General features: G+C 62.3%; 29 protein-coding genes. 18 read left to right on the top strand and 11 right to left on the bottom strand.

Features of this window, described 5'->3' with window-relative positions; genetic code table 11:
* Positions 1 to 11 precede the first annotated feature (11 nt).
* The 10 genes from GO499_RS14335 to GO499_RS14290 all read left to right on the top strand — a co-directional run bounded on the left by GO499_RS14335 (position 12) and on the right by GO499_RS14290 (position 7,417).
* Positions 12 to 572, top strand: a complete 561-nt coding sequence (locus GO499_RS14335) for an NnrU family protein (protein WP_161862815.1) — start codon at positions 12 to 14, stop codon at positions 570 to 572.
* Position 573: 1 nt separating this feature from the next.
* A complete protein-coding gene (locus tag GO499_RS14330) occupies positions 574 to 780 on the top strand; it encodes a DUF1737 domain-containing protein (RefSeq protein WP_161862814.1) in 207 nt (68 codons plus the stop codon).
* Positions 777 to 1,817 carry a MaoC family dehydratase gene (locus GO499_RS14325; RefSeq protein ID WP_161862813.1) on the top strand — a complete coding sequence of 347 codons (1,041 nt, stop codon included), beginning with the start codon at positions 777 to 779 and terminating at the stop codon, positions 1,815 to 1,817. The genes GO499_RS14330 and GO499_RS14325 overlap by 4 nt, the downstream gene beginning before the upstream one ends.
* Positions 1,818 to 2,450: 633 nt before the next feature.
* Positions 2,451 to 2,837 carry a succinate dehydrogenase, cytochrome b556 subunit gene (gene sdhC / locus GO499_RS14320; RefSeq protein ID WP_161862812.1) on the top strand — a complete coding sequence of 129 codons (387 nt, stop codon included), beginning with the start codon at positions 2,451 to 2,453 and terminating at the stop codon, positions 2,835 to 2,837.
* Between the two features lie 10 nt (positions 2,838 to 2,847).
* Positions 2,848 to 3,228, top strand: a complete 381-nt coding sequence (gene sdhD, locus GO499_RS14315) for a succinate dehydrogenase, hydrophobic membrane anchor protein (protein ID WP_161862811.1) — start codon at positions 2,848 to 2,850, stop codon at positions 3,226 to 3,228.
* 12 nt (positions 3,229 to 3,240) lie between these two features.
* Positions 3,241 to 5,049 carry a succinate dehydrogenase flavoprotein subunit gene (gene sdhA, locus GO499_RS14310; RefSeq protein WP_161862810.1) on the top strand — a complete coding sequence of 603 codons (1,809 nt, stop codon included), beginning with the start codon at positions 3,241 to 3,243 and terminating at the stop codon, positions 5,047 to 5,049.
* Between the two features lie 88 nt (positions 5,050 to 5,137).
* Positions 5,138 to 5,416 (top strand): hypothetical protein, encoded by a 279-nt coding sequence (locus GO499_RS14305; RefSeq protein WP_161862809.1) that lies wholly within the window; start codon positions 5,138 to 5,140, stop codon positions 5,414 to 5,416.
* A gap of 10 nt (positions 5,417 to 5,426) precedes the next feature.
* Positions 5,427 to 5,837, top strand: a complete 411-nt coding sequence (locus GO499_RS14300) for a hypothetical protein (RefSeq protein WP_161862808.1) — start codon at positions 5,427 to 5,429, stop codon at positions 5,835 to 5,837.
* Between the two features lie 64 nt (positions 5,838 to 5,901).
* Complete coding sequence (locus GO499_RS14295; RefSeq protein ID WP_161862807.1) at positions 5,902 to 6,681, top strand: succinate dehydrogenase iron-sulfur subunit; 780 nt, start codon at positions 5,902 to 5,904, stop codon at positions 6,679 to 6,681.
* A 7-nt stretch (positions 6,682 to 6,688) separates the two neighbouring features.
* Complete coding sequence (locus tag GO499_RS14290) at positions 6,689 to 7,417, top strand: hypothetical protein (RefSeq protein WP_161862806.1); 729 nt, start codon at positions 6,689 to 6,691, stop codon at positions 7,415 to 7,417.
* A 7-nt stretch (positions 7,418 to 7,424) separates the two neighbouring features.
* Here the strand turns inward: GO499_RS14290 and GO499_RS14285 are convergent, their stop codons facing one another.
* Positions 7,425 to 8,123, bottom strand: coding sequence for a sulfotransferase family 2 domain-containing protein (locus tag GO499_RS14285; RefSeq protein WP_161862805.1), 699 nt, complete (start codon positions 8,121 to 8,123; stop codon positions 7,425 to 7,427).
* Positions 8,124 to 8,396: 273 nt separating this feature from the next.
* Between GO499_RS14285 and GO499_RS14280 the strand changes: the two genes are divergently transcribed.
* Both GO499_RS14280 and GO499_RS14275 read left to right on the top strand, forming a co-directional pair.
* Positions 8,397 to 10,514, top strand: coding sequence for a hypothetical protein (locus GO499_RS14280; protein ID WP_284154755.1), 2,118 nt, complete (start codon positions 8,397 to 8,399; stop codon positions 10,512 to 10,514).
* 5 nt (positions 10,515 to 10,519) lie between these two features.
* A complete protein-coding gene (locus GO499_RS14275) occupies positions 10,520 to 10,897 on the top strand; it encodes a hypothetical protein (protein WP_161862803.1) in 378 nt (125 codons plus the stop codon).
* Positions 10,898 to 10,954: 57 nt separating this feature from the next.
* Here the strand turns inward: GO499_RS14275 and GO499_RS14270 are convergent, their stop codons facing one another.
* Positions 10,955 to 12,937, bottom strand: coding sequence for a methylmalonyl-CoA mutase family protein (locus GO499_RS14270; protein ID WP_161862802.1), 1,983 nt, complete (start codon positions 12,935 to 12,937; stop codon positions 10,955 to 10,957).
* Positions 12,938 to 13,236: 299 nt separating this feature from the next.
* Between GO499_RS14270 and ccrA the strand changes: the two genes are divergently transcribed.
* The 4 genes from ccrA (at position 13,237) to GO499_RS14250 (ending at position 17,931) form a co-directional block, all read left to right on the top strand.
* On the top strand, positions 13,237 to 14,505 hold the full coding sequence (gene ccrA, locus GO499_RS14265) for a crotonyl-CoA carboxylase/reductase (RefSeq protein WP_161862801.1): 1,269 nt from the start codon (positions 13,237 to 13,239) through the stop codon (positions 14,503 to 14,505).
* 393 nt (positions 14,506 to 14,898) lie between these two features.
* The gene (locus GO499_RS14260) at positions 14,899 to 15,612 is read left to right on the top strand and encodes a helix-turn-helix transcriptional regulator (protein ID WP_161862800.1); all 714 of its coding nucleotides are present in this window, start codon (positions 14,899 to 14,901) and stop codon (positions 15,610 to 15,612) included.
* 102 nt (positions 15,613 to 15,714) lie between these two features.
* Complete coding sequence (locus GO499_RS14255; RefSeq protein WP_161862799.1) at positions 15,715 to 16,359, top strand: acyl-homoserine-lactone synthase; 645 nt, start codon at positions 15,715 to 15,717, stop codon at positions 16,357 to 16,359.
* Positions 16,360 to 16,407: 48 nt separating this feature from the next.
* Positions 16,408 to 17,931: an ATP-dependent DNA helicase gene (locus GO499_RS14250; protein WP_161862798.1), complete on the top strand. Its 1,524-nt coding sequence runs from the start codon at positions 16,408 to 16,410 to the stop codon at positions 17,929 to 17,931.
* A gap of 2 nt (positions 17,932 to 17,933) precedes the next feature.
* On the opposite strand, the gene GO499_RS14245 is transcribed toward GO499_RS14250, so the two are convergent.
* A complete protein-coding gene (locus tag GO499_RS14245; RefSeq protein WP_161862797.1) occupies positions 17,934 to 18,773 on the bottom strand; it encodes an aldo/keto reductase in 840 nt (279 codons plus the stop codon).
* Between the two features lie 159 nt (positions 18,774 to 18,932).
* Between GO499_RS14245 and GO499_RS14240 the strand changes: the two genes are divergently transcribed.
* Complete coding sequence (locus tag GO499_RS14240; protein WP_161862796.1) at positions 18,933 to 19,448, top strand: DUF992 domain-containing protein; 516 nt, start codon at positions 18,933 to 18,935, stop codon at positions 19,446 to 19,448.
* A gap of 59 nt (positions 19,449 to 19,507) precedes the next feature.
* On the opposite strand, the gene speB is transcribed toward GO499_RS14240, so the two are convergent.
* A complete protein-coding gene (speB, locus tag GO499_RS14235; RefSeq protein ID WP_161862795.1) occupies positions 19,508 to 20,479 on the bottom strand; it encodes an agmatinase in 972 nt (323 codons plus the stop codon).
* 33 nt (positions 20,480 to 20,512) lie between these two features.
* On the opposite strand from speB, the gene GO499_RS14230 reads away from it, so the two are divergent.
* The gene (locus tag GO499_RS14230) at positions 20,513 to 21,292 is read left to right on the top strand and encodes a DUF1194 domain-containing protein (RefSeq protein WP_161862794.1); all 780 of its coding nucleotides are present in this window, start codon (positions 20,513 to 20,515) and stop codon (positions 21,290 to 21,292) included.
* 3 nt (positions 21,293 to 21,295) lie between these two features.
* Here GO499_RS14230 and GO499_RS14225 read toward each other — a convergent pair whose 3' ends face one another.
* The 7 genes from GO499_RS14225 to GO499_RS14195 form a co-directional block, all read right to left on the bottom strand.
* Positions 21,296 to 21,727 carry a globin family protein gene (locus tag GO499_RS14225; RefSeq protein WP_161862793.1) on the bottom strand — a complete coding sequence of 144 codons (432 nt, stop codon included), beginning with the start codon at positions 21,725 to 21,727 and terminating at the stop codon, positions 21,296 to 21,298.
* Positions 21,728 to 21,729: 2 nt separating this feature from the next.
* The gene (locus tag GO499_RS14220) at positions 21,730 to 22,383 is read right to left on the bottom strand and encodes a hypothetical protein (protein ID WP_161862792.1); all 654 of its coding nucleotides are present in this window, start codon (positions 22,381 to 22,383) and stop codon (positions 21,730 to 21,732) included.
* Positions 22,384 to 22,444: 61 nt separating this feature from the next.
* The gene (locus GO499_RS14215; protein ID WP_161862791.1) at positions 22,445 to 23,209 is read right to left on the bottom strand and encodes a TIGR02186 family protein; all 765 of its coding nucleotides are present in this window, start codon (positions 23,207 to 23,209) and stop codon (positions 22,445 to 22,447) included.
* On the bottom strand, positions 23,206 to 24,123 hold the full coding sequence (locus GO499_RS14210; protein ID WP_161862790.1) for a sulfite exporter TauE/SafE family protein: 918 nt from the start codon (positions 24,121 to 24,123) through the stop codon (positions 23,206 to 23,208). Before GO499_RS14210 ends, GO499_RS14215 begins: the two co-directional genes overlap by 4 nt.
* A gap of 154 nt (positions 24,124 to 24,277) precedes the next feature.
* Positions 24,278 to 24,631: a winged helix-turn-helix domain-containing protein gene (locus tag GO499_RS14205; protein WP_161862789.1), complete on the bottom strand. Its 354-nt coding sequence runs from the start codon at positions 24,629 to 24,631 to the stop codon at positions 24,278 to 24,280.
* The gene (locus GO499_RS14200) at positions 24,631 to 25,431 is read right to left on the bottom strand and encodes a purine-nucleoside phosphorylase (RefSeq protein ID WP_161862788.1); all 801 of its coding nucleotides are present in this window, start codon (positions 25,429 to 25,431) and stop codon (positions 24,631 to 24,633) included. Before GO499_RS14200 ends, GO499_RS14205 begins: the two co-directional genes overlap by 1 nt.
* Before the next feature lie 137 nt (positions 25,432 to 25,568).
* A complete protein-coding gene (locus tag GO499_RS14195) occupies positions 25,569 to 26,597 on the bottom strand; it encodes an ABC transporter permease (protein WP_161862787.1) in 1,029 nt (342 codons plus the stop codon).
* Position 26,598 lies beyond the last annotated feature (1 nt).

Below are 26,598 nucleotides of genomic sequence, written 5' to 3'. Positions count from 1 at the left end.
GGAGACAGAAAATGGGATTGCTGATTGCCGGGCTGTTGCTCTGGTACGCGGGGCATTTGTTCGGTCGGGTGGCGCCGGAGATGCGTGCCGGGATGACGGCGCGGATGGGCGAAGGCTCCAAGGGCGTGTTTGCCGGCGTACTTCTGCTGGCGGTCATCCTGATGATTGCCGGTTTCCGCGGCAGTTACTTCTACCCGATCTACACGCCGCCGAGCTGGGCGACGCACGTCAATAACCTCCTGATGTTCGTGGCTGTGGTCCTGTTCGGTCTGGGGAATTCCAAAGGGCGGGCGCGCAGCTGGTTTCGGCACCCGATGCTTCTGGGCATGTTTACCTGGGCCGTGGCGCATCTGATGGTCAACGGCGATCTCATGTCGGTAATTCTGTTCGGTGGGATGCTGATCTGGTCGGTACTGGAGATTGCGCTGATCAACCGGATGCAGCCGGAGTGGCAGCGGCCGGAGCCCGGCGCCGCCAAAGGCGACGTGCGACTTTTGCTTATCAGTGCAGTGATTTATGCCGTCATTGCCGGGGTACATACATGGCTGGGCTATTGGCCTTTCGGAGGATGAGATGAGTGTGATTTACCGGTTGCTGACGGAAGAAGACTCCAGCGCGTTCTGTCACAAGGTCAGTGCGGCGCTGGCGGCCGGCTGGAGCCTGCATGGAAGCCCTACCTATGCCTATGACCCGGCGCGCAACGTCATGATGTGCGGGCAGGCGGTGACGAAGGAAATCGAGGCGGACTACACGCCGGACATGAAGCTCGGCCAGCAATGACCAAGACGAATGCCGGACATTTCTTTGAAGATTATCAAGTGGGTATGGAGATTGTCCACGCGACGCCGAGGACGGTAACGGCCGGCGACCGTGCATTGTACGGTAGCCTGTATCCGAACCGGTTCGCGCTCCACTCTTCCAATCTTTTCGCGCAGGCCTGTGGCCTTCCGGAAAGCCCGATGGACGATCTGCTGAGCTTTCATGTGGTATTCGGCAAGACCGTGCCCGATATTTCGCTGAACGCGGTGGCCAACCTGGGCTATGCCGAGGGGCGTTTCTTGCGTCCCGTATATGCGGGCGAAACGCTCCGATCCGTTAGCCAAGTCATTGGCCTGAAAGAAAATTCCAACGGCAAAACCGGTATCGTCTGGGTGCGGACGACCGGGTTGGATGGGCAGGGCGACCCCGTGCTGGAGTATTGCCGCTGGGTGATGGTGCGCAAGCGCGACACGGGCGCGGCAGCGCCGGAAACGGTGGTGCCCGAACTGGCGGCGAAGGTTGAGGCGCGCGACCTGAAAGTGCCGGAAGGCCTGAATTTTTCAAATTATGACAAGGACTTGGCGGGGTCCACCCACATGTGGGAGGATTATGCGCCGGGAGAAGTGATTGACCATGTGGACGGTGTGACGCTGGAGGAAGCGGAACACATGATGGCGACGCGCCTGTGGCAGAACACCGCGAAGGTGCATTTCGACGCGACCTTGCGCGAGGATGGCAAGCGGCTGATCTACGGCGGCCACATTATCAGCCTGGCAAGAGCCTTGAGTTTCAATGGCTTGGGCAATGCGCAAATGATTGCGGGGATCAATGCCGGCGCCCATGCCAATCCGGCGCATTCGGGAATGACTGTGTTCGCCTGGAGCGAAATTCTTGCGGCCGAGGAGACTTCCCGACCGGATGTCGGGGCGCTGCGGGTGCGGATGGTGGCCAGTTCGGAGCGGGGTATGGCCGGGAAGCTGAGGGACGACTCGGGACGATATCTGCCCTCTGTGCTGCTGGACCTCGACCTCTGGCTACTGGTGCCCCGAAGCACCTGATCGGCGTATGGTTTTGGTATAGGTTTGGTATGGTTTTGGTATGGCTGTCTGGAGAAATCAGACAGTTGACGCTGCGGTGGCGACGGCCGATCAGATGAAAGGTAAGTGCGGCCCTTACCTTTGAGGTAATGGCATTCTTACCTGCCAACACCAGAATTTCTTGCTGCAAATGCGAAGAGTGCTGTGATGAATTTTCCGCCACCGGACTACGGTGCCGGGTGGAAAGTGGGAGATTGATCGTAACGCCCTTTCAAGGCTGGCATCGAACGGTGGCGTAAGATCTGTCCGGGATTCGGCCCGAGAGTCCGTCAAAGAAAATATTTTTCCCGGATTTCACGCAACGCCGACCCGGAGCGAACGGTACGAATTAACCATTTCAGAACCCGAATCAGAGGCTAATGGTTAATGCATACTGTTGGATACTTTGATCGACATCGGATCGATTCTGGCAGTGCCATTTGTGATCACGCGAAAATTTTTCGTGATCACAAGCGGCAAAAATTGCCTGAAATTGACACGATGCGCGGCATATCGCCATAACATCGGGGCTGGGAAGCGACCGCAAACTGATCTAGGTTGATGCTGCGCGGCAGCAAAGCTTCCGCAGCTGATACAGAGAGAGAGAGGCATTTCATGGCTGACGTCAATCGCGGCAATCGCCCGCTATCTCCGCATGTGACTGTCCAACGCCCCGCACTCAACTGGATCACCTCTATCGTGAGCCGTGCCGTGGCCATTGGCCTGAGCCTGACGATCCTGCTGGTTGTCTGGTGGTTCGTGGCACTGTCGTCGGGCGAGGGCGCTTTCCGCTTTGCCGACGACCTGATCACCAGCTGGATCGGCGGGCTGATCCTGATCGGATCGCTGGCGGCGCTGTGGTTTCACGTGCTGGTCGGCATCCGCCATCTCTACTGGGATACCGGTTCGGGCTACGAAATCGACAAGATCGATAAATCCTCCTACGTCGTGATCGGTGGTACCGTGGTGCTGACCCTGATCACGCTGATCGTGGCATTCTGAGGAGAGGCCAATGCAATTTCGGACTGACAGGCAGCGCGCGAACGGACTTGGCTCCGCCAAGGAAGGGACCGGCCACTTCATCAGCCAGAGGATCACATCGGCGGCGCTGGTGCCGCTGACGCTGCTGTTCATCTTCCCGTTCGCGAATGCGCTGGGCGGCTCCTACGAGGAGGTGCGGGCAATCTATGCAAGCCCGTTCAACGCCATCGTCGCCATCCTGTTCATTGCCGTCACGCTATATCACCACATGATGGGCCTGCAGGTCGTCATCGAGGACTATGTGCATGGCAAGCTGGCGCGGACGGCGGCCTTGCTGGCGAACATACTGTTCTGCTGGGCGCTTGGCCTGACGGGCGTTTTCGCCGTCGCCAAGATCGCCTTCAGCAGCTGATCGGAGAGAGACATGGCGGCTTATGAATTCATCGACCACACCTATGATGTCGTCGTGGTCGGCGCCGGCGGCTCCGGTCTTCGGGCAACGCTGGGCATGGCGGAACACGGGTTGCGGACAGCCTGCGTGACCAAGGTGTTCCCGACCCGCAGCCACACGGTGGCGGCGCAGGGCGGAATCGCGGCGAGCCTTTCCAACATGGGGCCGGACAACTGGCAGTGGCACATGTACGACACCGTGAAGGGGTCGGACTGGCTGGGCGACATGGACGCGATGGAGTACCTGACGCGCGAGGCGCCCAAGGCCGTCTACGAGCTGGAGCATTACGGCGTGCCGTTTTCGCGGACAGAAGAGGGCAAGATCTACCAGCGGCCCTTCGGCGGGCACACGACGGAATTCGGCGAAGGACCTCCCGTGCAGCGGACCTGCGCGGCGGCGGACCGGACGGGGCATGCCATTCTGCATACTCTGTACGGGCAGAGCCTGAAGAACAACGCAGAGTTCTTCATCGAGTATTTCGCCCTCGATCTGATCATGAGCGAGGATGGGGCGTGCCAGGGGCTGATCGCCTGGAAGCTGGATGACGGCACGCTGCATCGGTTCAACGCCAAGATGGTGGTGCTGGCAACGGGCGGCTACGGGCGCGCCTATTTCAGCGCGACTTCTGCACATACCTGTACCGGCGATGGCGGCGGGATGGTGGCGCGGCAGGGTTTGCCGTTGCAGGACATGGAGTTCGTGCAGTTCCACCCGACCGGAATCTATGGTGCGGGCTGCCTGATCACCGAAGGTGCGCGCGGCGAGGGCGGCTACCTGACCAACTCCGAAGGTGAGCGGTTCATGGAACGCTATGCGCCGACCTACAAGGATCTGGCGAGCCGCGACGTGGTGAGCCGTTGCATGACGATGGAGATCCGCGAAGGGCGTGGCGTGGGCGCTGAGGGCGACCATATTCACCTGCATCTTGACCATCTGCCGAAGGAGGCGCTGCAACTGCGGCTGCCGGGCATTTCGGAGAGCGCGCGCATCTTCGCCGGTGTCGATGTGACGAAGGAGCCGATTCCGGTGCTGCCGACGGTGCATTACAACATGGGCGGCATCCCGACGAACTATTGGGGCGAGGTTCTGGATCCGACGGAAGACGAGCCGGACCGAATTCTGCCAGGGCTGATGGCCGTTGGCGAGGCCGGCTGCGCGAGTGTGCACGGTGCCAATCGCCTCGGCTCCAACTCGCTGATTGATCTCGTGGTATTCGGCCGGGCAGCGGCGATCCGCGCCGGGCAGGTGGTGGACCCGGCGGCGCCGAACCCGGAGTTGAACGATGCGAGTGTCGATCAGGCGATGGCGCGGTTCGATGCCATCCGCAATGCCGACGGTGCCATTCCGACATCGGACCTGCGGCTGACGATGCAGAAGACGATGCAGGCCGATGCCGCCGTCTTCCGCACCGACAAGACGCTGGCCGAAGGGGTGGAGAAGATGCAGGGCGTCGCGGCCCAGATGGCCGACATCAAGGTGTCCGACCGCAGCCTGATCTGGAACACCGACCTGATGGAAACGCTGGAACTGGCGAACCTGATGCCGAACGCGCTGACCACGATCGTCAGTGCCGAGGCGCGGAAGGAAAGCCGGGGTGCCCATGCCCAAGAGGATCACCCCGACCGCGACGACGTAAACTGGCGCAAGCATACGCTGGCGCGTGTGGGCGCGGACGACGATGTGAGATTGTCCTACCGCGGCGTTCACCTCGAGCCGCTGACGGCGGAGAGCGAGGGCGGCATCGAAATGAAGAAGGTGGCACCCAAGGCGCGCGTATACTGAGGCTTTCTGGAAGTGTTGGCCAAATCGCGGCGCAACAGACATAAAGGGGCGGGGAATTTCCCCGCACAGTCTTTGTGAGGAGAAAAAGATGAAGAGATCTTCGATCGTTCTTGGGGCCGCGATGATGGGCAGCGCCGGGCTGCTGGCGGCCTGTGATGCGCCGATGGCGACGACGGATGATGGGGCAGCGCCGGCCGCCACCGCCACCGCCGCCGCACCGGCGGCAGAGGGCGGAGCGACACCGATGCCGCCTTCGCTGACGTCAGATGAGCGGGTGATCTGGAATTCGCTGACGGAGGATGCGCGCCGCGAGGCTGCTGCCTATATCCGCAACGGCGGCACGCTGACGCAATTCGTGGCGATCTGAGGAGATGACGATGCGGTTTGCACTTTTGGGATGTGCCGGCCTCGGCCTGCTTCTGGCGGGCTGCGGCGGAGAAGAGATTGCCTTCCGTTCCGATCAGGAGCGGCAGTGCTATGCCCAGGCGAATGCGGCGCTGGGCAAGAGCAAGAACAAGCGGCTGGTGCGGGCGCAGCAGACCGGCGACTTCGTGGTGGTGACGCAGGTGCAGGGCATCGTGCGCGACATCAAGCCGTCGCCCGAGTTCGACGCTTGCATGGCGAGCAACAGCATCGGACTGGCGCCGCAGGTTTCCGAAGGCGCGCCGGTGCAGTTTACCGGCGACGAACTGGTGATCTGGAACAGTCTGAGCGACCAGGCGAAGAAGGATGCGCTGCTGTTCATCCAGCAGGGCGGAACATTGTCGCAGTTCGTGTCCCAGGGATAAGACGCGGCGACGCCTGAGAAAGGGTACGGGGCGTGAAAGCATCGCCCCTTTGGAGAGAGACGAAATGGTAGAACTGACGCTTCCGAAGAACTCGCGCATGACGGTTGGCAAGACGTGGCCGAAGCCGGAAGGTGCGACGAACCTCAAGACGTTCAAGATCTATCGCTACGATCCCGACAGCGGTGAAAATCCGCGCGTGGATACGTATTTCGTCGATCTCGACACCTGCGGGCCGATGATGCTGGACGCGCTGATCAAGATCAAGAACGAGATCGACCCGACGCTGACCTTCCGGCGCAGTTGCCGGGAGGGGATCTGCGGCTCCTGCGCCATGAACATCGGCGGCAACAATACGCTGGCCTGTATCTACGGGCTGGACGAGGTGCCGGGCGAGGTGAAGATCTTCCCGCTGATGCATATGCCCGTCATCAAGGATCTCGTGCCGGACCTGACGCACTTCTACGCCCAGCACGCCAGCATCATGCCGTGGCTGGAGACGAAGACGAACCGGCCGGCGAAGGAATGGCGGCAGTCCATCGAGGACCGCAAGAAACTGGACGGGCTTTATGAGTGTGTGATGTGCGCCTCCTGTTCGACCTCTTGCCCGAGCTACTGGTGGAACGGTGATCGCTACCTCGGCCCGGCTGCGCTGCTCAACGCCTATCGCTGGATCATCGACAGCCGTGATGAGGCGACGGGGGAGCGGCTTGACGAGTTGGAAGATCCGTTCAAGCTGTACCGTTGCCATACGATCATGAACTGCACGAAAACCTGTCCGAAGGGCCTGAACCCGGCGAAGGCGATTGCTGAGATCAAGAAGATGATGGTCGAACGGCGGGTCTGAGGCGGCGTTGCTGGAGTTCGCAGGGGTCTGCTACCTCGACACGCCGAAAACCGGATCGACCTTCATCCGTGATTTTCTGACCCGACATATCGACGGTAAACCGCTGCGCGGGCACAAGCACCGGCGACTGGGGTATTTTCACGATCGATCGAAATTCCACTTCTCCAGTTGCCGTGATCCGCTGGACCAATACGCCTCTCTCTACCGGTTCGGATGTGAGGGCAAGGGAGCGTTCTTTGCCCATCAGCGGATGCATGGCACGAAACTGCTGGAAACCTACGGGGAGCTTGGAGGGTTCGAGGCTTGGCTGGAGATGATCCTAGACGGGCCCATTGACAGCTACCTGTCGCGTCGGGCGGCGGCAATGTTCCTGCCGGGGCTGGGGCTGATGAGCAACCGGTTCATGCTGTTGAACCTGCGAGGGTTTGCCAACCCGTTGCTGCGGCCGCGCAGCGACGTGGGGCTGCGGCGGGCGCTGCGCACCCGCTATATCCCGGATGCGGTGGTGAAGACCGAGACGCTGAACGCCGACCTGCTGGCATTGGTGGAGGGGCCGCTGCTGCCGCACCTGCGCAAGCCGGCGCAGGCACGGAAACTGCTGGCGGATGGCGCGCGGCGGGTGAACACCACGGCCGGTGAGACGGGGCGCTCCGGCATTTCAGGCGCGCTGCTGGCCCGGTTGGAAGCGGCGGAGTGGCCGCATTATGAAATATTGGGATACCCGAGCCGGCAGTGAGACCTGCTCAGCCCAGTTTCGAGGCGTCAACCATCTCGTAGCCGAAATTCTCGAAATCCTCGGCGTAGAATTCGTTGCAGAATTCGACGTGGCCGCGGTTGCTGCGCAGGGCCTCTGCCTCGATACGCTTGGAGTCGCCGCGGTCGAGGGAATGGGGCAGTTCGTCCACTTCCACGCCCAGCTCGGGCAGAACCCGGCGGACTTCCGCATCGTAGTTTTCGAAGCGGATGAGGTGAAGCTGTTCGCTCGGGATGCCTTCAAGGAATGCGGACTGGGTGTCCAGCCCGTACATCTCCTTGTGACCCGGCTTGAAGGCGCGGGCGAAGGCATGAAAATCTTCCAGCGTGCGGTTCGGCTTGACCTGGCCGAACAGAAAATTGGAGCCGTTGTTGTCGCCGTAATCGGTGGAGAAGAATTCCTTGTAGACCGAATGGCTCCACGTATACGGGTCGCGGACAACGGCGAGAAACCGGTATTCGTCCATGTGGTCGCGCTGGCCCGGCGGGAAGCCGGCATTGGGGTGGTTGAAGCGGGCGTGTTGCTGGCCCTTGAAGTGCCAGGTGCCCTGAAAACCCGGCCCGCTCATCCGCGTTTCCGGCATGCGGAACCGTGGCCAGGTGTGCGGCGCCAGCAACTGGGTCAGGGAGGTGCCGCCGGTCTTGTAGATATGGACGAATGCGAGGCGAAGCTCGGGCAGGATCATCATGGCTGGCAGCTCTCTCGTCGCGTGGCCGTTACTACACTTGCAGGTACTGCCTTCCGGCCACTGATGCTCAGCTGAACACCCGCACGTTTCACTGGCAAAATGTGTAAAGGCGAAGGCCTTATGTTGCAAGCGGGAGCGACATCGACGGGCCGCGGGATTCGTCGAACTGTGCGGATTCGCATATTCGAGAACGAATATTTCGTTACCTTGAGTTGTGACGCAGCATTATTCTTCGCTTGCGTCCCATTGTAACATCAAGATTGGAGCGATGCCATGGTTGGCCGGAGCGAAGTGCCTGTACTCCCAGAAGAATTCCTGATCGATGATGCGGACCCTGCCGATGACATGCCAAGGTTCGAGCGGGCGACATCCAACGTGAACTTGTCCGCTGCGGCCGCATCGGCGACGCGATTTCCCGTAGCTGTGGCACAGCCGTGGCGATTGCGCAGTCTCAAGCACGGGGCCTATTTTCTGCAGTGGCAGCCCAAGTCTTCGCCGTTCACGCGCTATAATGGCACGATGCGGATCGAGCGGCATGGGACGGCGACCACGGCTTCCGGCGATCTTTACTCGCACAATGCGTTCACCTTCACGTCGTGGCCCTCGTTCCGGCTGGTGCCGAACCCGGACCCGAGCCCGAGTGCGGGCATCCCGATATTCTCCCGTTCGCGCTACAAGTATTATTTGCGGGTGACGCAGATCCTGCAGTGGCTGACGCTCAGCAATTCCTTCACACTGCAGTTCGAGCGCTATGCCTTTGACAGCACCACGAACAACTGGACGAACGACGGGCTGCATTCGGCGGTGATGACGTTCAAGAGTGCGCCCGCCGGCTACCCTTCCGGCGCGACCTACCTGGAAGGCACGCTGATGAGTCCGGCGAATGTCGATCTCGGCACCATCAGGATGGGCTGGGTTTCCGACTACCTGCGCAAGGCCACCATCGAAATCGACAGGGTTTCGCAATCGGATTATCCGGCCGGGAATGGTGCGGGCGAAACGTGGAGCACGGTGTTCGACGCGGTGGACTGGGACGTGAACGTCTACCAGAGCGACACCAACCTGACAGAACCTTCGGGTGAATCCTGGTCGGACGCCGAGATGCATTCGGCGATGCTGGCGCGGCGGGACTCGGCAAATCTCGACAGCGAATGGCGGTATCATCTGCTGTGCGTGCGCAGGCTGGACAGCACCAGCCGGGGCATCATGTACGATGCATATGGCGGCGACAGCAACAACATCCCCCGCGAGGGCGCGGGAATTTCCAGCCATTGGGTGATCCCCTCCACCAGCCAGTGGGGCACGGTGCAGGGAATGCAGTTCGGTGATGCGACCGGCCCGTACTTCCGCACGGCGGTGCACGAATTGGGCCATGCGCTGGGGTTGTATCACAACACGGCGGACAACGGTTTCATGAACACGACCGGCACGATTGCGGCGAGCCCGGGCACCTTCCCGGCCAACATTCAGTGGTCGTTCAATGCGGCTGACGCCAAGCGGTTGCGGCATATGCCGGATCCGTGGGTCCGGCCGGGGATGATCCCGTTCGGTTCGGCCTATGGTTCGGCGCCGATCTCGGACGAGGATGCGCTGGACCTGAACGGGCCGCTGGGGCTGCGGGTGGAGCCGCTGCTCGACAGTGTGCCGATTGGCGCGCCCGTGCGGGTGAAGGTGACACTGACCAACCATTCGGACAGCCCGATCGAAGTGCCCGACAGCCTGAGCCTGAAGTCCGAGCATGTCAGCGGGCGGATCGTCGATCCGGCGGCGACGGTGCGCAGCTTCCGCTCGATCATGAAGTGTATCGAGGAGCACCAGCATGAGGTGCTGAAGCCGGGGGCGTCGATCTCTTCCGACATGACGCTCTTGCGAGGGCGCGACGGTGCGTTGTTCCCTGCGCCGGGTCTTCACAAGATAATCGTTGATGTCTCGTGGGAGATGAACGGCATGGCGGTGCGGGTCTCGGGTGAGGATTCGGTGATGGTGACCCATGTCGAGGACGAGGCCCACGCGGTTGCGGCCAAGGCGGCACTGACGGAGCCGGACCTGCTGCTGACACTTGCCATCGGCGGCGATCACCTAGAGGAGGGCAACCGGGCGCTGGACAAGGCGATGGACAGCCCGGTTCTGTCACCGCACTTCGCGGTGCTGAAGGCCAAACAGGTCGGGCGGCGTTTCGGCAAGCGCAAGGGCAACGCGGCGGAAGCGATGAAGGTACTGGGCGACGCGCCGGTGATCTCGTCGTCGGAGGCGCGGCGGATTGCAGAGCTTGCCAAGGGTGCCGACAAGGCCGCGCTGAAGAAATCCTGCAGCAAGGCGTTGGCGAGCACGCTGAAAACCGCCGCCAACGGCGACCGGATGGTGGCGGCGCTGGCCGACAGCGTTGGCTGAACCATATGGTCCTGAAGAGAGCAACGGCGGTCGCAGTGTCGGCCGCCATTCTGGCCTCCGCCCCGGCGGGGGCGCATTTTCGGGAGGCCGTGATGGAACGCGAACTATTGGCGGGGGCATGGGAGAAAGGGCCGGGTGAGCCTTGTGCCGACATCTATCCCGAACGATTGGTGCTGCGGGATGAAGGCGTGTTCGATGCGCCCGGCGCGGCGGATGGCGGCAAGATATGGCATTCGGGCGATTGGGTGCTGGAAGGAGCGCGGCTGAAGATGCAGGCCGCCAATGATGCGATGCTGAACTACAGGCTGGAAGTCGAGGGGCCGGATGAGATCGTCATCACGTCGGATGACGGGTGCCGTGTGATCTACAGGCGGGCCGAGTGATTGCACCGCACGGCGGCCGGTTCCGGGGCTTGTCTCGGGTCTTTTACGCCGATGCGACTACTCCGCCGCCAGCCTGTCTCCGCCGGTGGCCAGTGTGACGATATCAGCCATGATCGCGTTGAGGTCGAAATCCTTGGGCGTATAGACGCGCGCCACGCCAAGTTCGCGGAGGCGCTGGCTGTCGGCCTCTGGGATTATGCCGCCGGCGATGACCGGCGTGCCCTTGAGAGAGGAAGCTTCGAGGCGGGCGAGGAAGTCCTCGATCAGCGGCATGTGTGATCCGGACAGGATCGAGAGGCCGATGATATGGACATTGGCGTCGATGGCGGCCTCGATCAGCGCCTCGGGGGTCATGCGGATGCCTTCGTAGAAGACCTTCATGCCGCAATCGCGGGCGCGCACGGCGATCTGTTCGGCACCGTTGGAATGGCCGTCGAGGCCGGGCTTGCCCATGAGGAAGCGGATCGGCTGGCCCAGCTTCTCGGCGGCGGCGCCGACGGTTTCGCGGATGCTTTCCAGCCCCACGGCGGCGTTGGAAGGCGAGGCGCCGACGCCGGTGGGGGCGCGGTATTCGCCGAAGGCGGCGCGCATCGCGGCGGCCCATTCGCCGGTGGTGACACCCGCCTTCGCGGCGGCGATGGAGGGCGGCATGATGTTGTCGCCCGATTTCGCGGCGGATTTCAGGGCGTCGAGGGCTACGCGCACGGCATCCGCGTCGCGGGCCTCGCGCCATTCCTCCAGCCGGGCGATCTGGTCGGCCTCGACCTTGGGGTCCACGGTCATGATGCCGCCGTCGCCCGCTGTCAGCGGGCTCGGCTCTCCGTTCTGGAAGCGGTTGACGCCGACGACGGTGGTTTGCCCCTGCTCGATGCCGGTCAGCCGTTCGGAATTGGCGGCGACGAGGCGGGATTTCATGTATTCGATGGCGGCGACCGCGCCGCCCATGCTGTCGATCGTGGCCAGTTCCTCGCGGGCCGAGGCTTTCAGCGCGGCCACCTTGGCGTCGATGGCGGGGTTGCCGTCGAAGAGGTCGGGGTATTCGAGTAGGTCGGTCTCATACGCCATGATCTGCTGCATCCGCAGCGACCACTGCTGATCCCACGGGCGGGGGAGGCCGAGCGCTTCGTTCCACGCGGGAAGCTGTACGGCGCGGGCGCGGGCCTTTTTCGACAGGGTGACGGCGAGCATTTCGATGAGGATGCGGTAGACGTTGTTTTCCGGCTGCTGCTCGGTGAGGCCCAGCGAGTTGACCTGCACGCCGTAGCGGAAGCGGCGGAATTTGGGGTCGGCGACGCCGTAGCGAGTTTCGCAGATTTCATCCCACAGCTCGGTGAAGGCGCGCATCTTGCAAAGCTCGGTGACAAAGCGGATGCCGGCGTTCACGAAGAAGGAAATGCGGCCGACCATCATGGGGAAATCGGCCGCGGGCACCTTGCCGCGCACCTCGTCCAGCACGGCCTGCGCGGTGGCGAGGGCGAAGGCAAGCTCCTGCTCGGGCGTCGCGCCCGCCTCCTGCAGATGGTAGGAGCAGATGTTCATCGGGTTCCACTTGGGCAGCGCTTCACGCGTGTAGGTGGCGACATCGCCGATCAGGCGCAGGCTGGGCGCGGGCGGGAAGATGTAGGTGCCGCGGGAGAGGTATTCCTTGATGATGTCGTTCTGGACGGTGCCCTGAAGCTGCGAGATGTCGGCACCCTGTTCCTCGGCGGTGGCTATGTAGAGGGCGAGCAGCCAGGGCGCGGTGGCGTTGATCGTCATCGAGGTGTTCATCTGCTCGACGGGGATGGCGTCGAACAGGGTGCGCATGTCGCCCAGATGGGCGACGGGCACGCCGACCTTGCCGACCTCGCCGCGCGAAAGAATGTGATCGCTGTCGTAGCCGGTCTGGGTGGGCAGGTCGAAGGCGATGGACAGGCCCGTCTGGCCCTTGGCGAGGTTGGAGCGGTAGAGCGCGTTGGAGGCTTCGGCGGTGGAATGGCCAGCGTAGGTGCGGAACAACCAGGGCCGATCCTTTTTCGTCTCTCTCTCGGGCTCTGACATGAGCGATTCCCTCCGACGGCGTGAATGCTGCGCTGCGTCAAGGATACGTGCCAAATATTCTTGCGCAAGCCAAAAACTTTCTTGCTGAAAATTTCGGCACCGACGGGCTTGTGCCGTATCATAGCCCACAAATCAAGGGCATCTGTGGATTTTTCGTGTGGATCGGCTTGGGGCTATGGTTTGCTGCATTGGATGCAGTGCAAAAAAGGGGGTTGCGAAAGTAGAGCAATTTTATTACTCGAAAGCCATCATGTGCGCAGTTTTAGTGCGCAATAAAATTTCGCTGTTGGAGAAGGCCGATGCTGGACAAGGACATGGACACGGGAATCGAAAAGAAGACCCTTTATGCCGTAGGAGAGATCCCGCCGCTGGGCCATGTGCCCGATCAGATGCACGCCTGGGCGATCCGGCGCGAACGCCATGGCGAACCGGACAAGGCGATGCTGGAAGAGGTGGTGGACGTGCCGCGCCCCGACAGCCACGAGGTGCTGGTGCTGGTGATGGCCGCGGGCGTGAACTACAACGGCGTTTGGGCGGGGCTGGGTACGCCGATCTCTCCGTTCGATGTGCATGGTGCCGAGTACCATATCGCGGGCTCGGATGCCTCGGGCATCGTCTGGGCGGTGGGCGAGAAAGTCAGCCGCTGGAAGGTGGGCGACGAGGTGGTCATCCACTGCAACCAGGACGATGGCGACGACGAGCATTGTAATGGCGGCGACCCTATGTTTAGCCCCAGCCAGCGGATCTGGGGCTATGAGACCCCCGATGGCAGCTTCGCGCAGTTTACCTGCGTGCAGAGCCAGCAATTGATGCCGCGCCCCAAGCACCTGACTTGGGAAGAGAGTGCGTGTTACACGCTGACGCTGGCCACTGCCTACCGGATGCTGTTCGGCCATTCGCCGCACGAGTTGCGACCCGGACAGAACGTGCTGGTATGGGGTGCGTCGGGCGGGCTTGGATCGTATGCGATCCAGCTGATCAACACGGCGGGGGCCAACGCCATCGGCGTGATCTCTGACGAGGACAAGCGTGATTTCGTGATGGGGTTGGGCGCCAAGGGCGTGCTGAACCGCAAGGATTTCAACTGCTGGGGGCAGATGCCCACCGTGAACAGCCCCGAATACAAGGAGTGGTTCGGCGAGGTCCGCAAGTTCGGCAAGGCCATCTGGGACATCACCGGCAAGGGCAATAACGTGGACATGGTGTTCGAGCATCCCGGTGAGGCGACATTCCCCGTCTCCGTCTTCGTGGTGAAGAAGGGCGGCATGGTCGTGATCTGCGCGGGCACCACGGGCTACAACCTGACGATGGACGCGCGGTATCTGTGGATGCATCAGAAGCGCGCGCAGGGCAGCCATTTCGCGAACCTCAAGCAGGCGGCGGCGGCGAACCAGCTGATGGTGGAGCGCAGGCTCGACCCGTGCATGTCGGAGGTGTTCCCCTGGGCCGAGATCCCGGCGGGGCACATGAAGATGCTGCGCAACGAGCACAAACCGGGCAACATGGCGGTGCTGGTGGGTGCGCCGCGGACCGGCCTGCGCACGCTGGAAGACTGCATGGACGGCTGATTTCGCCTGTTTGCGACAATCCTGTAAAAAAGTTTCGACACCCAGAATTAAGGCGGCCTTAACCGGCTGCCTTGATCGTCAAGGGGGCCAAAAATCCTTCCTTTCAATGAAATCAACAAGTTAAAAATTTTGATCCCGCAGTTTCGGGGGAGTGCGAAAGTGCGAGAGACTGGAATAACATGGGTCGTGTTAAAGTCCGTTTAAGGTTTCGTTAATATTTGCCGATGAGGGTTTACATGCTTAACGACTGGATGATCCACGTTCTGTCCGACATCAGGGAATATGCTGAACAGCGGGCCATGTTTGAACTTGCGGAGCATCTGGATGACGCCATCATGATCGCTTCCAGAGAGCTTTCTTCTGCAGCGATCACCCTCAAAGTGCCGAGTTACGATGACGAAACGGCTGGAAGAAGTATGGGAGACGCTGCAATCCTCGCGGACCCTAGAAGATGTTCAGACAGTAGCTGAACAGATTCGAGATTTTTTCGATCTTCAACATGTTGTCTACCATGTCGTCGGTTCCAGCGGCCGCGAATACGGTGCGTTTACGTATGATATGGAGTGGGTGCAGCGTTACAAGGAAGAAGAATACGTCCGCATCGACCCAGTGATTACCGAGAGCCTGCGCCGGTTCCACCCGTTGAACTGGAAGAGCCTTGACTGGAGCAGCAAGGCGGCACGCGAGTTCTACAGGGAGGCAGTCTCGCAGGGGGTTGGGCAGCAGGGGATGAGCGTTCCCATCCGCGGCGTCGGCGGGCAACTGGCACTGTTTTCCGTGACCAGCGGCGTGAATGACGACAAGTGGGAGGATTTCCTGCGCGAACACAGTGGCGACTTGCTGCTGGCCTCCAATTACATGCATCAGCGTGTTTCGGAAATCATGGATGATGACGAGAGTGTTCAGGGGGTGATGTTGTCACCGCGGGAACGGGACGTCCTCTCGCTGCTGGCATCGGGACGCAGCAGGGCGGAGGCTGCCGAGCGGCTGAAGATTTCCGAACACACGTTTCGCGTCTATGTCGATGCCGCCCGGCACAAGCTGGGGGCGATGAACACGACCCACGCGGTGGCCAAGGCTCTGGCCAACGGTCTGATCGTGCCCTGATTTCCGGGCGTTGCCGGAATAAAGTGAATGCGCACGCTCGAACTTCGTTAACGACCGGCTCGATACGGCTGGCCCTGGTAAATCAAGCCGGGAGCCAGAACCATGATCCGTTTTATCTATGCCGACCAACTCGCCACTGTGCCGCTGCTGGCGGAGACGATGTTCCGCGATCGGGCGGCGCAGTTTCAAGAGCGCCTGAAGTGGGACGTGAGCGTCGATGCCAATGGGTTCGAGCGCGACGAATACGATGCCGTCAATCCCATGTATATCATGTGGGAGGGGTCGGACGGGCGCCACAAGGGCAGTATGCGGATATTGCCGACGCTGGGGCGGACGATGGTGAACGAACATTTTCTGCATCTGACCGGTGGCGTGACCATCCAGAGCCCGCTGATCTGGGAGTGCACACGTTTCTGCATCTCGCCCGATGCGCATGACGACGGCAAGCGCATCGCCGGGGGCGTGATGCTGGCGGGCCATGAACTGGGGCTGCGTTTCGGTCTGCTTTCGTCAATCGGGGTCTTTGATGCGCGGATGCGGCGGATATATCGGTCGATCGGCTGGGAGCCGGAAGTGATCGGTGAAGCGGGCGAGGGCAGGGCGCGGATCTGTGCGGGCCTGTGGCCATTTTCCGAAGAGATACGTGCCCGGATCGCGGCGTCCGCAGGCCTGGACGAAGACCTTGGGCGGACATGGTTCGATGCCTCCTTTCCCTCACGCGTGCCCGAGACCAAGGCGGCGGCCTGAAGCCCTGATGCCTCTTCTCTCCCCGTGCCGGGCCGCGTATGAGAGGGCATGAACTTGTCCATCGCCCTTTCCGACGATCAGGCCGAAGCCTGGGACCGTGTGTCCAGCGAACTCGAAAAGGCTGGCGTCGATCTGGTGAACGGAACGCTGACACCGGGAGCGGAGGCGCGGGACAGTACGCTGGCGGTGCTGGGAAAGGCCGGGTCGGGCAAAACGATGCTGCTGGCCCAGCTTGTCGATGCCCTGCAAGGCACCGGGGTGGAAATCATTTCCGGCGAGTGGGAAAGCCGCAAGAAGAAGGACAAGCGGACGCTGGCGGTGCTGGCGCCGACGAACAAGGCGGCGAGTGTGCTGCGCGGGCGCGGGGTGGCGGCAACGACCATACATCGCATTCTTTACACGCCGGTTTATGACCCGGAATACGAGAAGATCGCGGAATGGCTGGCCGGAGAGGGCGAAAGGCCGGTGGTCGAAGGGCTGACGGACGGGGCGCTGGACAGGGCGCTGGCCTTCTACCAGGCGCACAAGAGCATCCCCGGAGCGCTGGCGACGGCGGGATTGCGGGGCAGTGACTTCATCACCGGCTGGAAGCGGCGTGACGACCCCCTGGACATCGGCTTTGTCGATGAGGCGTCGATGCTGGATGAGCGGCAACTGGAAGATCTGCAGGAGATCTTTACTACGCTGGTGCTGTTCGGCGACCCTGCGCAACTTGCGCCCGTAGGGCAATCGGGCGACATGAGTTTCGATGCGTTGCCGAAGGGCCGGAAGCTGATGCTGAGCCGTATCCACAGGCAGGCGGCGGACAACCCGATCCTCGATCTGGCGCACATGCTGGGCGACCCGGAGGTGGAGTTTCACCATTTCGAACAGCGGATCGAGGAACTGGCGGCGGCGGATGAGCGGGTGCAGGTGGCGCGTAGGGTCGATGCCGGGCTGATGGCCCGGAGCCCGGTGCTGGTCTGGCGCAACGCAACGCGGGTGCGGCTGATTCAGGCGTGGCGGCGGGCCTATGGTGCGCCGGAAAATGCGTTGCTGCCGGGCGAGCCGCTGATCTGCGACGGCATCGAACTGCCGCTGAAGCATCGCAAGAAACGGATCGACCTGGAGGCGCGTGGCCTGATCAAGGGGGCGCAGACGGTGTTTCTGAAGGAGGGCCGCAAGCCGGGGTTCGCAAGGCTGCACGTGTTCGGTGCGGAAGAGCCGCAGGTGAGCGTGGCGGCACTGATCAAGATCGAGGCACCGGATCAGGAAGAGCCGTTCATCGCCTCGGCGGCGCGCATGGGTGCGGCCTTCGTTCACGGGGCCGCCTGCACCATCCACAAGGCGCAGGGATCGCAATGGAAACGGGTGCAGGTGTTTGCGCCGGACCTGTATGCGGCGGCGCGGGTCGGCCGGATGGAAGCCGGGCTGCCGCTGTGGAAGCGGTTGGCCTATGTGGCGATAACCCGCGCGGAGGAACGGCTGGACTGGGTGACGCGCTATGCGCTGGCACGGCCGGAGGCCGGGCTCTCGACCGCGGATCTGGTGGCCGAGAACGCACCGCTGGAGTTGAGCGCGCCGGAAACCTGACCTTACAGGATGTCGAGCGGTTGCGGACCGCTGGGTGGCGGGAAGGCCGCGTCTATCCGTGCCATGTCTTCCGCCGACAAACGGTGTTGGCTGGCCTGCCAGAGTGCGTCTGCGTGATCGGGTGAGCCGGCTTTGGGGATGGGGATCGCGGCGCCGCGGGTGACGTGCCATGCCAATGCGAGTTGAGGCGGAGTAAGACCGACCTCAGCCGCCAGTTCCGCGAAGCCGGCGTTGCCGGAAAGGCGCGCCGGTTCCAGCGGGGTGTAGGCCATCGCGCTGATGCCAAGACGGGAAAGGGCGGGCAGAAGATCGTATTCGATTCCGCGCCGAGCCGGGTTGTACATCACCTGATTGAGTTCGACTGTGGCGAGGAGACCCTGACTCTCCATCTCCTCCAGCGCCGAGGTGTCGAAATTGCTGATGCCGAAGGTGCGGATCTTGCCCGCGGCCTTCAGCCGCTCCGCCGCTTCCAGCGTTTCCTCGAATGGCACGGAACCGGGCCAGTGGAGGAGGTAGATGTCGATCATGTCGGTGCCGAGGCGGGTGAGCGATGCCTCGCAGGCGGCGATCATATCCGAAGAACCGGCGTTCCACGGGTAAACCTTGGATACGAGGATCAGGTCGTCGCGGCCATGCTCCGCCAAGGCCTCGCCCAGCAGGGTTTCCGTGCGGCCCTCACCATACATTTCAGCGGTGTCAAAAAGAGTGAAGCCGAGATCCATGGCCCTCAGCAGGGCGGATTTCTCCGTTTGCCGGATCTCGGCCCGCTCTCCCATCTTCCAGGTGCCGAAGCCGATTCCGGGCAGCTTCAGCCCTGATTTCAAAGAAAAAACTTCAGACATGGCTGCCCCCTGCACGTGCTCATGGTTGCGAGCGAGTTTAGGAGGGGCAGTGGCGGATGGGCAAGGCGGAGCTGTTTGAGGGGCGGTTGGGCGAGGAACCTTCCGGCGGGGCGTTCGTTGCCCTCCCGTATCGCAACTGCGTGATAAAGGAGAAAGACGATGAACATTCGTAACGTGACACTGAGTGTACTGGCAGGTTCCGCAATTGCCGGCGCGGCAATTGCCCAGAGCGAAACCACGGAAGCGGAGCCGACGGGCAAGGGCTCGCTGGAAGCCGGGATACTGACGTGTGAACTGACGGGCGGAACCAACTTCGTCGTCATTTCCGAAGCCGAATACAGCTGTGTCTTTGACGTGGCTGGCACAAATTATTCCGAAGTCTATAACGCTGAAATCGGCAAGCTGGGCATCGACCTCAGCATTGAGAATGCCGAAGTGCTGAAATGGGCCGTCGTGTCCGCGACGGGCCGGTTCGACGAAGGTTTCATTTCCGGTGAATATGCCGGTGTAAGTGCCGATGCGGCGCTGGGTCTCGGGGCCTCTGCCCGCATGCTGGTGGGCGGTATCGGCGACAGCATCACCTTGCAGCCTGTAAGTGTTGGCGGCCGTGAGGGCATCGGCATCGCGGCCGGTATCGAGCAGATGTCGCTGGAGTTTGTCGGCGAAGCTGCCTGATCGATTTTCAAGGTAAAAAGTTGCAGGCGCGGTCCGGAAGGGCCGCGCCTTTTCTCTGTTCAATTCCTGCGATTGCGCGCCTCGGCCAGGATGCAAAGAAGTTCGAACATTAACGAGACGCCGAGCCAGGCCGTGCCGCCCGACTGATCGAAAGGCGGCGAAACCTCGACGAGGTCAGCGCCGACAAGGTTCACGCCGGACAGTTCGCGGATGACCTGCTGGGCCTGAAAGCTGGTGGGGCCGCCGATTTCTGGAGTGCCGGTGCCGGGGGCGTAGGCGGGATCGACAAAGTCTATATCGAAGCTGCAATAGGTGGGCTGATCGCCGACGATCCGGCGGGCCTCGGCCATCACGTCACTGATGCCGCGATCAAAGAATTCCTCGATCCTGATGATGCGTACGCCCTGAGCCTCGCCCCATTCGATATCTTCGCCGTCGTACATCGTACCACGGATGCCGATCTGGACGACGCGCTTCGGATCGAGCAGGCCTTCCTCTATCGCGCGGCGAAAAGGGGTGCCGTGGGTATACTGGAAACCGCCGAAATAGCTTTCGAAAAGGTCGGTGTGGGCATCAAAATGGATCATGCCCAAGGGCGCATCGGGACGTGCGATGCCCCGAAGGACAGGCAGAGAGCAAAGGTGATCGCCGCCTGCGGTGAGGGGGGTGATACCGCGGGCAGTGACGTCGGAATAGAATTCGGAAATACGGCGAAGGCTGTCCTGCAGATCGGCGGGGTTTGGCGGTACGTCGCCCAGATCGGCGCAATTTGCCTGCTCGAATGGGGCGATGCCGGTGGCTGGGTTGATTGCGCGGATCATGGTGGAAAAATCGCGCAACTGGCGGGGGCCGTGGCGCGGGCCGGGGCGATTGGTGGTGCCGGCATCCCAGGGCACGCCGATCAGGCCGATTTCCACCTCGCCGATCCGGGGATGATCCCGCGGTACATGCGGCAGGCGCATGAAACTGGGCACACCGGCGAAGCGTGGCAGATCGAAGCCCGAAACAGGCTGGAAGAAGGGATCGGACATGCTAGGCTGACCTTTCAGATAGGAGGATGCGCGATGCGGCTGACGGCTATTCTGGGAGTTCTGCTGACGGCTGCAAGTCCTGTTGCCGTACAGGCGCAAGTGGCGGTGGATGTCGAACTGGTTTTGGCCGTCGATGTTTCCCGCTCCATGGATTACGACGAGTTGACGTTGCAGCGTGAAGGCTATGCGGCGGCGTTGGAGCACCCGGCTGTGACCTCGGCCTTCGGCATGGGCGCCCACGGCCGTGTGGCGCTGATGATGTTCGAGTGGGGTGGTCCGGGGCAGGTGCGGCTGCTTCTGGACTGGATGGTGCTGGAAGGACCGGAGGATGCGGCGGTGGCGGCGCAGGCCCTGCGGCAGACGCCGGTGGGCAATTTGCGGGGCACTTCGATTTCCGCTGCCATGGAAGTGGCGGGCGAGGAACTGGAAACGAACGATTTTCATGGTACGCGGCGGGTGATCGACATATCCGGGGACGGGCCGAACAACACCGGTCGGCCGGTGGAGCCCGTGCGCGACGCGCTGGCCGCCAAGGGCATCGAGGTGAACGGGTTGCCGTTCATGGTGAAAACGCCGGGTGGGGCCTACACGATCCGGGACCTCGACTTCTATTATGAGGATTGCGTGATCACCGGCGACAGTGCCTTTGTCATTCCCATTCGCGAGATGGATCGCCTGGTTGCCTCCATCCGTCAGAAGCTGATCCTGGAAGTGGCTGGGTGGCAGCCAGAGCGTCCGGCGCGGTTTCGGCGTGTTGCGAAGACGGACTGCCTGATCGGCGAAAAACTGCGCCGACAGTGGCAGGAACCGTGACCGTCAGTTCCGGCCGTCGTTTGACCTGCCGTGCGCTGCTTCGATCATCACGTCGGCGAGGATCCGGTAGGCCTCTGCCCAGGCGTCTGCTGTTGCGTCATTCCATGCCGGGCGGAGCGTTTCTTCCAGCGACCAGACAAGGGCTTCACCGACGATAGCGTAATGCTCATCCTTCACACCATAGCCGGTGTGGCGCATGCCAAGAGCGCGGATGTCGGCGAGCAGTGGTTCGAGGTTTGCGAGGGAGCGGACCACGGTGGCCAGCGTCGACACGACGTTGGCCCGTTGCGCCTGCATATCCTCGGGGAAGAGTGACCGGGTTTCGGGCGCAAGTTCAAACAGGCGTTCGTAAAAGCGGATCATCAGCACTTCGGCGCGGGGGACGGCGCGGGTGAAGCTTTTCTGGACAAGGGCGATTTGGGTTTCTGAAAGCATGATCAGGTTCCGGGGGATGTGATGCGGGACGCGACGGCATCGGTTGGTGCAGCCTGGGGTTCGAGCATGCCGGTCAAGGTCAGGTCCTGTAGCAGGGCCGAACTGACATAACGCTCATACATGGTGAAGCAGCGCTGGATCTGGTTGACCTCCAGGATCAGCGTGCCGGAGAGCGCCCGCAGGGTCTGGCCGATGGGAAGGCGTTTGTTGAGCGAGAAACGGGCGCAGACGAGATCCATCAGGCGGCTGGTCTTCTCCCGGTAGGCACCGGTAATCCAGAGTGTGCGGATATCGTGAAAGATGTAGAAGAGGGCGATGGTCTCGATACTGTCCAGATAACAACTGTCAAAGCGGCCGGTAATGAAGATCTTCACATGTTCCCGGTAAAGGCGGGCCAGCAGCTTCGCATTCTCTGGCGAAAAGGTGCCGGGCAGAGCGCTCTGCCGTGACAGGTGGCGGGTGATATCCTCGCCCCAGTTGTTGTCATCGGCGATGAGGTAACGGCGGAGAATGCGAAACTCCTCCATGAAACGGGCATCGAGGGTATAGGCGCGGCGCAGGCTGTCCTCATAGCCCGGCGAGCGCAGGTGCGGCTTGTAGCTGGCGACGAAAATTTCAAAATTCTGATCGTACTGGAGCAGGTCGTCCCGTGTCATTGGGACGATATAGGACGGGAGGTCTTACCAAGGGGATAACGCCTGACGGGTGTGCCTGCTGCTACCGCCGAAGCAGGCGGAAGATCTCCGAGGCGGCCCAGCCGGCGAAGAGTGCAACAGCAAGGGAGAGCAGGCCGTAGAGCAGCGGCCGTTCGTGGGCGGTGGTGTAGATCAGGCGTTCCAGCCCTTCCTTGCGCACGTCGATCGCCACCTGCGTGACTGCCACCACCTCACGCCCGCGCAGCAGGAACATGCGGGCGGTATAGGCCCCCTCGACGAGGTTGGAGGGCAGGGCGATCTGCGTGGTGAACAGGGTTTCGTCGTTCAGGGCTATGGTGCTTTCGTCCTGCGTGTAGAGGCCGTTTTCGCGGCGGATGCGGGTGACGGCGCGGGCGAAGTCCCGCGGGTGTTCCACGTCGGACGGGGCCCCGATCAGGCGGACTGCCTGGTCGAAGCCGATGCGATGACGCAGGCGTTCCGTCTCGGAGATGATCTGATAGAGCGGGGCGGTGGAGGCGATGGCGTAGAAACTGGGGGCCACGTCAACCTCTACGGCGTCGCGGTTTACCCAGATACCGAAGGTGCGAGCCTTCTTGCGGACCATCACCCGCTCGTCCGGGCCACGGACGGTGATGAGAACTTCCAGCGGCTGGGCATCCTCCGGCACTGGCTGATCGCGTTTGACCGCGCCAAAGACCCAGATTTCGGAGCCGTTGAAATTGGCGGTAATGGCGACTGTGTTCTGGCTGAGGGCGCCGACGACATCCTCCTGCGCCCGTAACGGGGTTGCGAGCAGGGCAAGGAGGAGGAGCGCCGCGCGGATCAATGCCCGCCCTGCCCGATGGAGAAGAGTTCCGACGGTGTGGCGACAAGATCGAAGGCCAGCTTGCCACAGACAACCAGCACGAGGATGGCGAGCAGGATGCGCAATTGTTCGGCTTTCATGCGGACGCCGATGCGGGTGCCGATCTGGGCACCGATGACGCCCCCAAGTAGCAGGAGCACCGCGAGGACAGCATCGACTGTCTGGTTCTGAGTGGCGTGCATCAGCGTCGTGAAGGCGGTGACGAAGATGATCTGGAACAGCGAGGTGCCGACGACGACCTTGGTGGGCATGCCGAGGATGTAGATCATCGCCGGCACCATGATGAAGCCGCCGCCGACCCCCATGATCGCGGCGAGCACACCGACGGCCATGCCGATGACGAAGGGCGGGATGGCGGAGATATAGAGCTGGCTTTGGCGGAAGCGCATTTTCAGCGGCAAGCCGTGGACCCAGGAATGATGCTTGCGCGGCTTCGGGCGAGCCGCCGGATCGCGGGTGCGGCGGATCGCCTGCAGGCTTTCGATGAACATCAGCCCGCCGACGACACCGAGAAAGACGACGTAACAGAGGGTCACGAGCAGTTCGACCTGTCCGACGCTGCGGAGGATGGCAAACAGGCGGACGCCGAGATAGGAGCCGACAAGACCGCCGGCGAGCAGCACAAGGCCCATTCGGACATCGACCGTCTTGCGCCGGAAATGGGCGAGGACGCCTGAAAACGAGGACGCAACGATCTGGTTCGCCTCTGTGGCCACGGCCACGGCTGGCGGAATTCCGATGAAGAAAAGGAGCGGTGTCATCAGGAAACCGCCGCCGACGCCGAACATGCCCGAAAGAACGCCAACCAGACCACCGAGACCCAGCAACAGGAATGCGTTGACGGAGACCTCTGCGATAGGAAGGTAGATCTGCATTCGCTTGGCTCTGGCTGGCTTTTTTTCAGCCTAGACCAGCGCGATTCACTTTGCCAGTGGCGGCGTGTGCTGGCGTGCCCGGAAGTGGAAACTGGCTCTGTCGAGAGATGGAGTGCCTATTCGACGGGCGTGCCGGTTCCGTCGTTCGCCAATCTCAGTCCTTTCGAGGCTGAACCTCTGCCAACCAGTCGAGGAAGGGGCGCGCGGTCTCCCGCACGGCGTCGGCGTGAGTGGAGAAACGGGCGATCAGTTCGTGGCCGAGCGGCGTGATGGTGATTGGGGCATTTTCCTCCCGCGGGCCTTCGAAGAGCGGTGCTGCGAAGCAGGCTTGCAGCGTATCGAGAAAAAACCACGCGCGAGTTGTCGTGACACCCATGTCCGCCGCCGCGGCGGCGATGGTGCCGTGGTCTGCGACCAGTTGCAGGAAGTCGACCTTGCCTCCGCCGATCATGTCGGTGCCGACATAGATCTTCGTGCGGATCGCAGGCTTATCGAATGGCGCGGGCATCAGGTGCGGGTGGCGAGGTAGCGGCGAAGGATCTTTTCCAGCTTCGCGGCGCCCTTCGGGGCCATCGCCTTGGTGTGTTCGTGGGAAAGCACCTCGTCGGACATGCCGGCGGCCATGTTGGTGATGGTGGAGATCGCGCCCACTTTCAGGCCAAGGAAGCGGGCGAGGATGACCTCGGGCACCGTGGACATGCCGACGGCATCAGCGCCGAGAATGTGGAGCGCGCGGATCTCTGCCGGGGTTTCGAAGGATGGGCCGGAATACCAGGCGTAGGTGCCGTGCAGGAGATCGATTCCCTCGGCCTGAGCTGCCTCGGAGAGGGCGGCGGCGATGGTGGGATCGTAGGCGTCCGTCATGTTGACGAAGCGGCTGTCGGACGGCTCTCCGATCAGCGGGTTGCGGCCGGAGAAATTGATGTGGTCGGAGATGCGCATCAGGTCACCCGGCGGAATGTCCTTGCGGAACGATCCGGCGGCGTTGGTGAGCAGGATCTCCGTCGCGCCGAGGGCTTTCAGGATTTCGAGGGGCAGGCGCATGGCGGAGGCGTCGCCCTTTTCGTAGTAATGCGCGCGGCCGCCCAGCACGGCGACGCGGGTGCCTTCTAGATTGCCAATGACGAGCTTGGGGTTGTGGCCGGAAACCCCTGCATGCGGAAAGCCGGGCAGCTCTGTGTAGTCGATCGCGGTGCCCTCGACGGTATCTGCGATATGACCGAGGCCTGAGCCGAGGATAAGGCCGACCTTTACCGGCTCATTGCCTGCGCGGGATTGGATGAGTGCTGTAAGGTCGGTTGCTGTCATGGCGGCGGTCCTTCTGGCTCCTCCGGTTTCTAGCTCGCGGTCCGGCGGGAGGCAATCGGCAAGGATTATGAAACGGCTTGAGGCGCAGAAGCGCTACGCGCCTTGTTCCGGGCGGGGCGAAGAACGCGGTGGGGTAACTACCGTTCCTTCACATACGGCACACCGCCTGCGCGTGGCGGGATGGCCTTGCCGACAAAGCCTGCCAAAATCACGACCGTCAGGATGTAGGGCAGGGCCTGCATGAACTGGACCGGAATGGTGAAAAGGCCGATGTCGAGACTCTGGTACTTGGAGCCGACTGCTTCCAGGAGTCCGAAGAGCAGGCAGGCGCCGAAGGCCTGCCACGGGCGCCATTTCGCGAAGATCAGCGCGGCCAGTGCAATGAAGCCTCGCCCTGCCGACATTTCCCGACCGAACCCTGCCGCGGCCGTTGCCATCGACAGGTAACTGCCGGCCAGCCCGCAAAGGATGCCGCAGATCAGCACGGCGGAATAGCGCTGGAAGGTGACGGAGACGCCGGCGGTATCGACCGCGCCCGGATTCTCGCCCACGGCGCGAAGGCGCAGGCCGAAGCGGGTGCGGAAGAGGATCCACCATGTCAGCGGCACTGTCAGGAAGCCGACGTAGACGAGCAGGTTCTGGCCGGAGATCACCTCCGAATACAGCGGGCCGAGAATGGGGACGCCCCGCAGCGTGTCGGCCAGCGGCAGGGCCAGTTCCTTGAACCGGGCCACGTCGGGCAGGTTGGGCGTCTGGCCGCCGGCGTTGAACAGGGTGACCCCGACGAGGACGGTGACGCCGGAAGCGAGGAAGTTGATTGCCACGCCGGAAATGAGCTGGTTGCCGCGCAGGGTGATGGAGGCGAAGCCGTGAAGAAGCGACAGAAGCATGGAGGCGAGGATGCCCGCCAGAACGGCGAGAGCGGCCGCCGACCAGCCAAGGCCGAGGCCCGAAAACTGGCCGGGATACGGATCGGCTATCGGCGGGAGCGCGGCCCAGGCACCGACGGCGGCAGACGCGAAGGCGGCTGCGAGCATCTTGCCCTCAAGCCCGATGTCGAAGATTCCCGCCCGCTCCGAGAACAGACCGGCGAGACAGGCGAAAAGCAACGGCGTGGAAAGCCGCAGGGTAGAGGAGAGAAGCTGGATGATGTCGGTGAATTCCATG

It is taken from the genome of Algicella marina, assembly GCF_009931615.1.
In the GTDB taxonomy this organism is placed as follows: Bacteria; Pseudomonadota; Alphaproteobacteria; order Rhodobacterales; family Rhodobacteraceae; genus Algicella; species Algicella marina.
The sequence above is the reverse complement of the archived record's forward strand: the minus strand, read 5'-3'. Positions and strand labels throughout refer to the sequence as shown.

What these genes read in the sequence shown, in the direction of transcription:
- GO499_RS14335 (WP_161862815.1), top strand. Translation starts at nt 12, where the DNA reads ATGGGATTGCTGATTGCCGGGCTGTTGCTCTGGTACGCGGGGCATTTG.
- GO499_RS14330 (WP_161862814.1), top strand. Translation starts at nt 574, where the DNA reads ATGAGTGTGATTTACCGGTTGCTGACGGAAGAAGACTCCAGCGCGTTC.
- GO499_RS14325 (WP_161862813.1), top strand. Translation starts at nt 777, where the DNA reads ATGACCAAGACGAATGCCGGACATTTCTTTGAAGATTATCAAGTGGGT.
- sdhC (WP_161862812.1), top strand. Translation starts at nt 2,451, where the DNA reads ATGGCTGACGTCAATCGCGGCAATCGCCCGCTATCTCCGCATGTGACT.
- sdhD (WP_161862811.1), top strand. Translation starts at nt 2,848, where the DNA reads ATGCAATTTCGGACTGACAGGCAGCGCGCGAACGGACTTGGCTCCGCC.
- sdhA (WP_161862810.1), top strand. Translation starts at nt 3,241, where the DNA reads ATGGCGGCTTATGAATTCATCGACCACACCTATGATGTCGTCGTGGTC.
- GO499_RS14305 (WP_161862809.1), top strand. Translation starts at nt 5,138, where the DNA reads ATGAAGAGATCTTCGATCGTTCTTGGGGCCGCGATGATGGGCAGCGCC.
- GO499_RS14300 (WP_161862808.1), top strand. Translation starts at nt 5,427, where the DNA reads ATGCGGTTTGCACTTTTGGGATGTGCCGGCCTCGGCCTGCTTCTGGCG.
- GO499_RS14295 (WP_161862807.1), top strand. Translation starts at nt 5,902, where the DNA reads ATGGTAGAACTGACGCTTCCGAAGAACTCGCGCATGACGGTTGGCAAG.
- GO499_RS14285 (WP_161862805.1), bottom strand. Translation starts at nt 8,123, where the DNA reads ATGATGATCCTGCCCGAGCTTCGCCTCGCATTCGTCCATATCTACAAG.
- GO499_RS14280 (WP_284154755.1), top strand. Translation starts at nt 8,397, where the DNA reads ATGGTTGGCCGGAGCGAAGTGCCTGTACTCCCAGAAGAATTCCTGATC.
- GO499_RS14275 (WP_161862803.1), top strand. Translation starts at nt 10,520, where the DNA reads ATGGTCCTGAAGAGAGCAACGGCGGTCGCAGTGTCGGCCGCCATTCTG.
- GO499_RS14270 (WP_161862802.1), bottom strand. Translation starts at nt 12,937, where the DNA reads ATGTCAGAGCCCGAGAGAGAGACGAAAAAGGATCGGCCCTGGTTGTTC.
- ccrA (WP_161862801.1), top strand. Translation starts at nt 13,237, where the DNA reads ATGCTGGACAAGGACATGGACACGGGAATCGAAAAGAAGACCCTTTAT.
- GO499_RS14260 (WP_161862800.1), top strand. Translation starts at nt 14,899, where the DNA reads ATGACGAAACGGCTGGAAGAAGTATGGGAGACGCTGCAATCCTCGCGG.
- GO499_RS14255 (WP_161862799.1), top strand. Translation starts at nt 15,715, where the DNA reads ATGATCCGTTTTATCTATGCCGACCAACTCGCCACTGTGCCGCTGCTG.
- GO499_RS14250 (WP_161862798.1), top strand. Translation starts at nt 16,408, where the DNA reads ATGAACTTGTCCATCGCCCTTTCCGACGATCAGGCCGAAGCCTGGGAC.
- GO499_RS14245 (WP_161862797.1), bottom strand. Translation starts at nt 18,773, where the DNA reads ATGTCTGAAGTTTTTTCTTTGAAATCAGGGCTGAAGCTGCCCGGAATC.
- GO499_RS14240 (WP_161862796.1), top strand. Translation starts at nt 18,933, where the DNA reads ATGAACATTCGTAACGTGACACTGAGTGTACTGGCAGGTTCCGCAATT.
- speB (WP_161862795.1), bottom strand. Translation starts at nt 20,479, where the DNA reads ATGTCCGATCCCTTCTTCCAGCCTGTTTCGGGCTTCGATCTGCCACGC.
- GO499_RS14230 (WP_161862794.1), top strand. Translation starts at nt 20,513, where the DNA reads ATGCGGCTGACGGCTATTCTGGGAGTTCTGCTGACGGCTGCAAGTCCT.
- GO499_RS14225 (WP_161862793.1), bottom strand. Translation starts at nt 21,727, where the DNA reads ATGCTTTCAGAAACCCAAATCGCCCTTGTCCAGAAAAGCTTCACCCGC.
- GO499_RS14220 (WP_161862792.1), bottom strand. Translation starts at nt 22,383, where the DNA reads ATGACACGGGACGACCTGCTCCAGTACGATCAGAATTTTGAAATTTTC.
- GO499_RS14210 (WP_161862790.1), bottom strand. Translation starts at nt 24,123, where the DNA reads ATGCAGATCTACCTTCCTATCGCAGAGGTCTCCGTCAACGCATTCCTG.
- GO499_RS14205 (WP_161862789.1), bottom strand. Translation starts at nt 24,631, where the DNA reads ATGCCCGCGCCATTCGATAAGCCTGCGATCCGCACGAAGATCTATGTC.
- GO499_RS14200 (WP_161862788.1), bottom strand. Translation starts at nt 25,431, where the DNA reads ATGACAGCAACCGACCTTACAGCACTCATCCAATCCCGCGCAGGCAAT.
- GO499_RS14195 (WP_161862787.1), bottom strand. Translation starts at nt 26,597, where the DNA reads ATGGAATTCACCGACATCATCCAGCTTCTCTCCTCTACCCTGCGGCTT.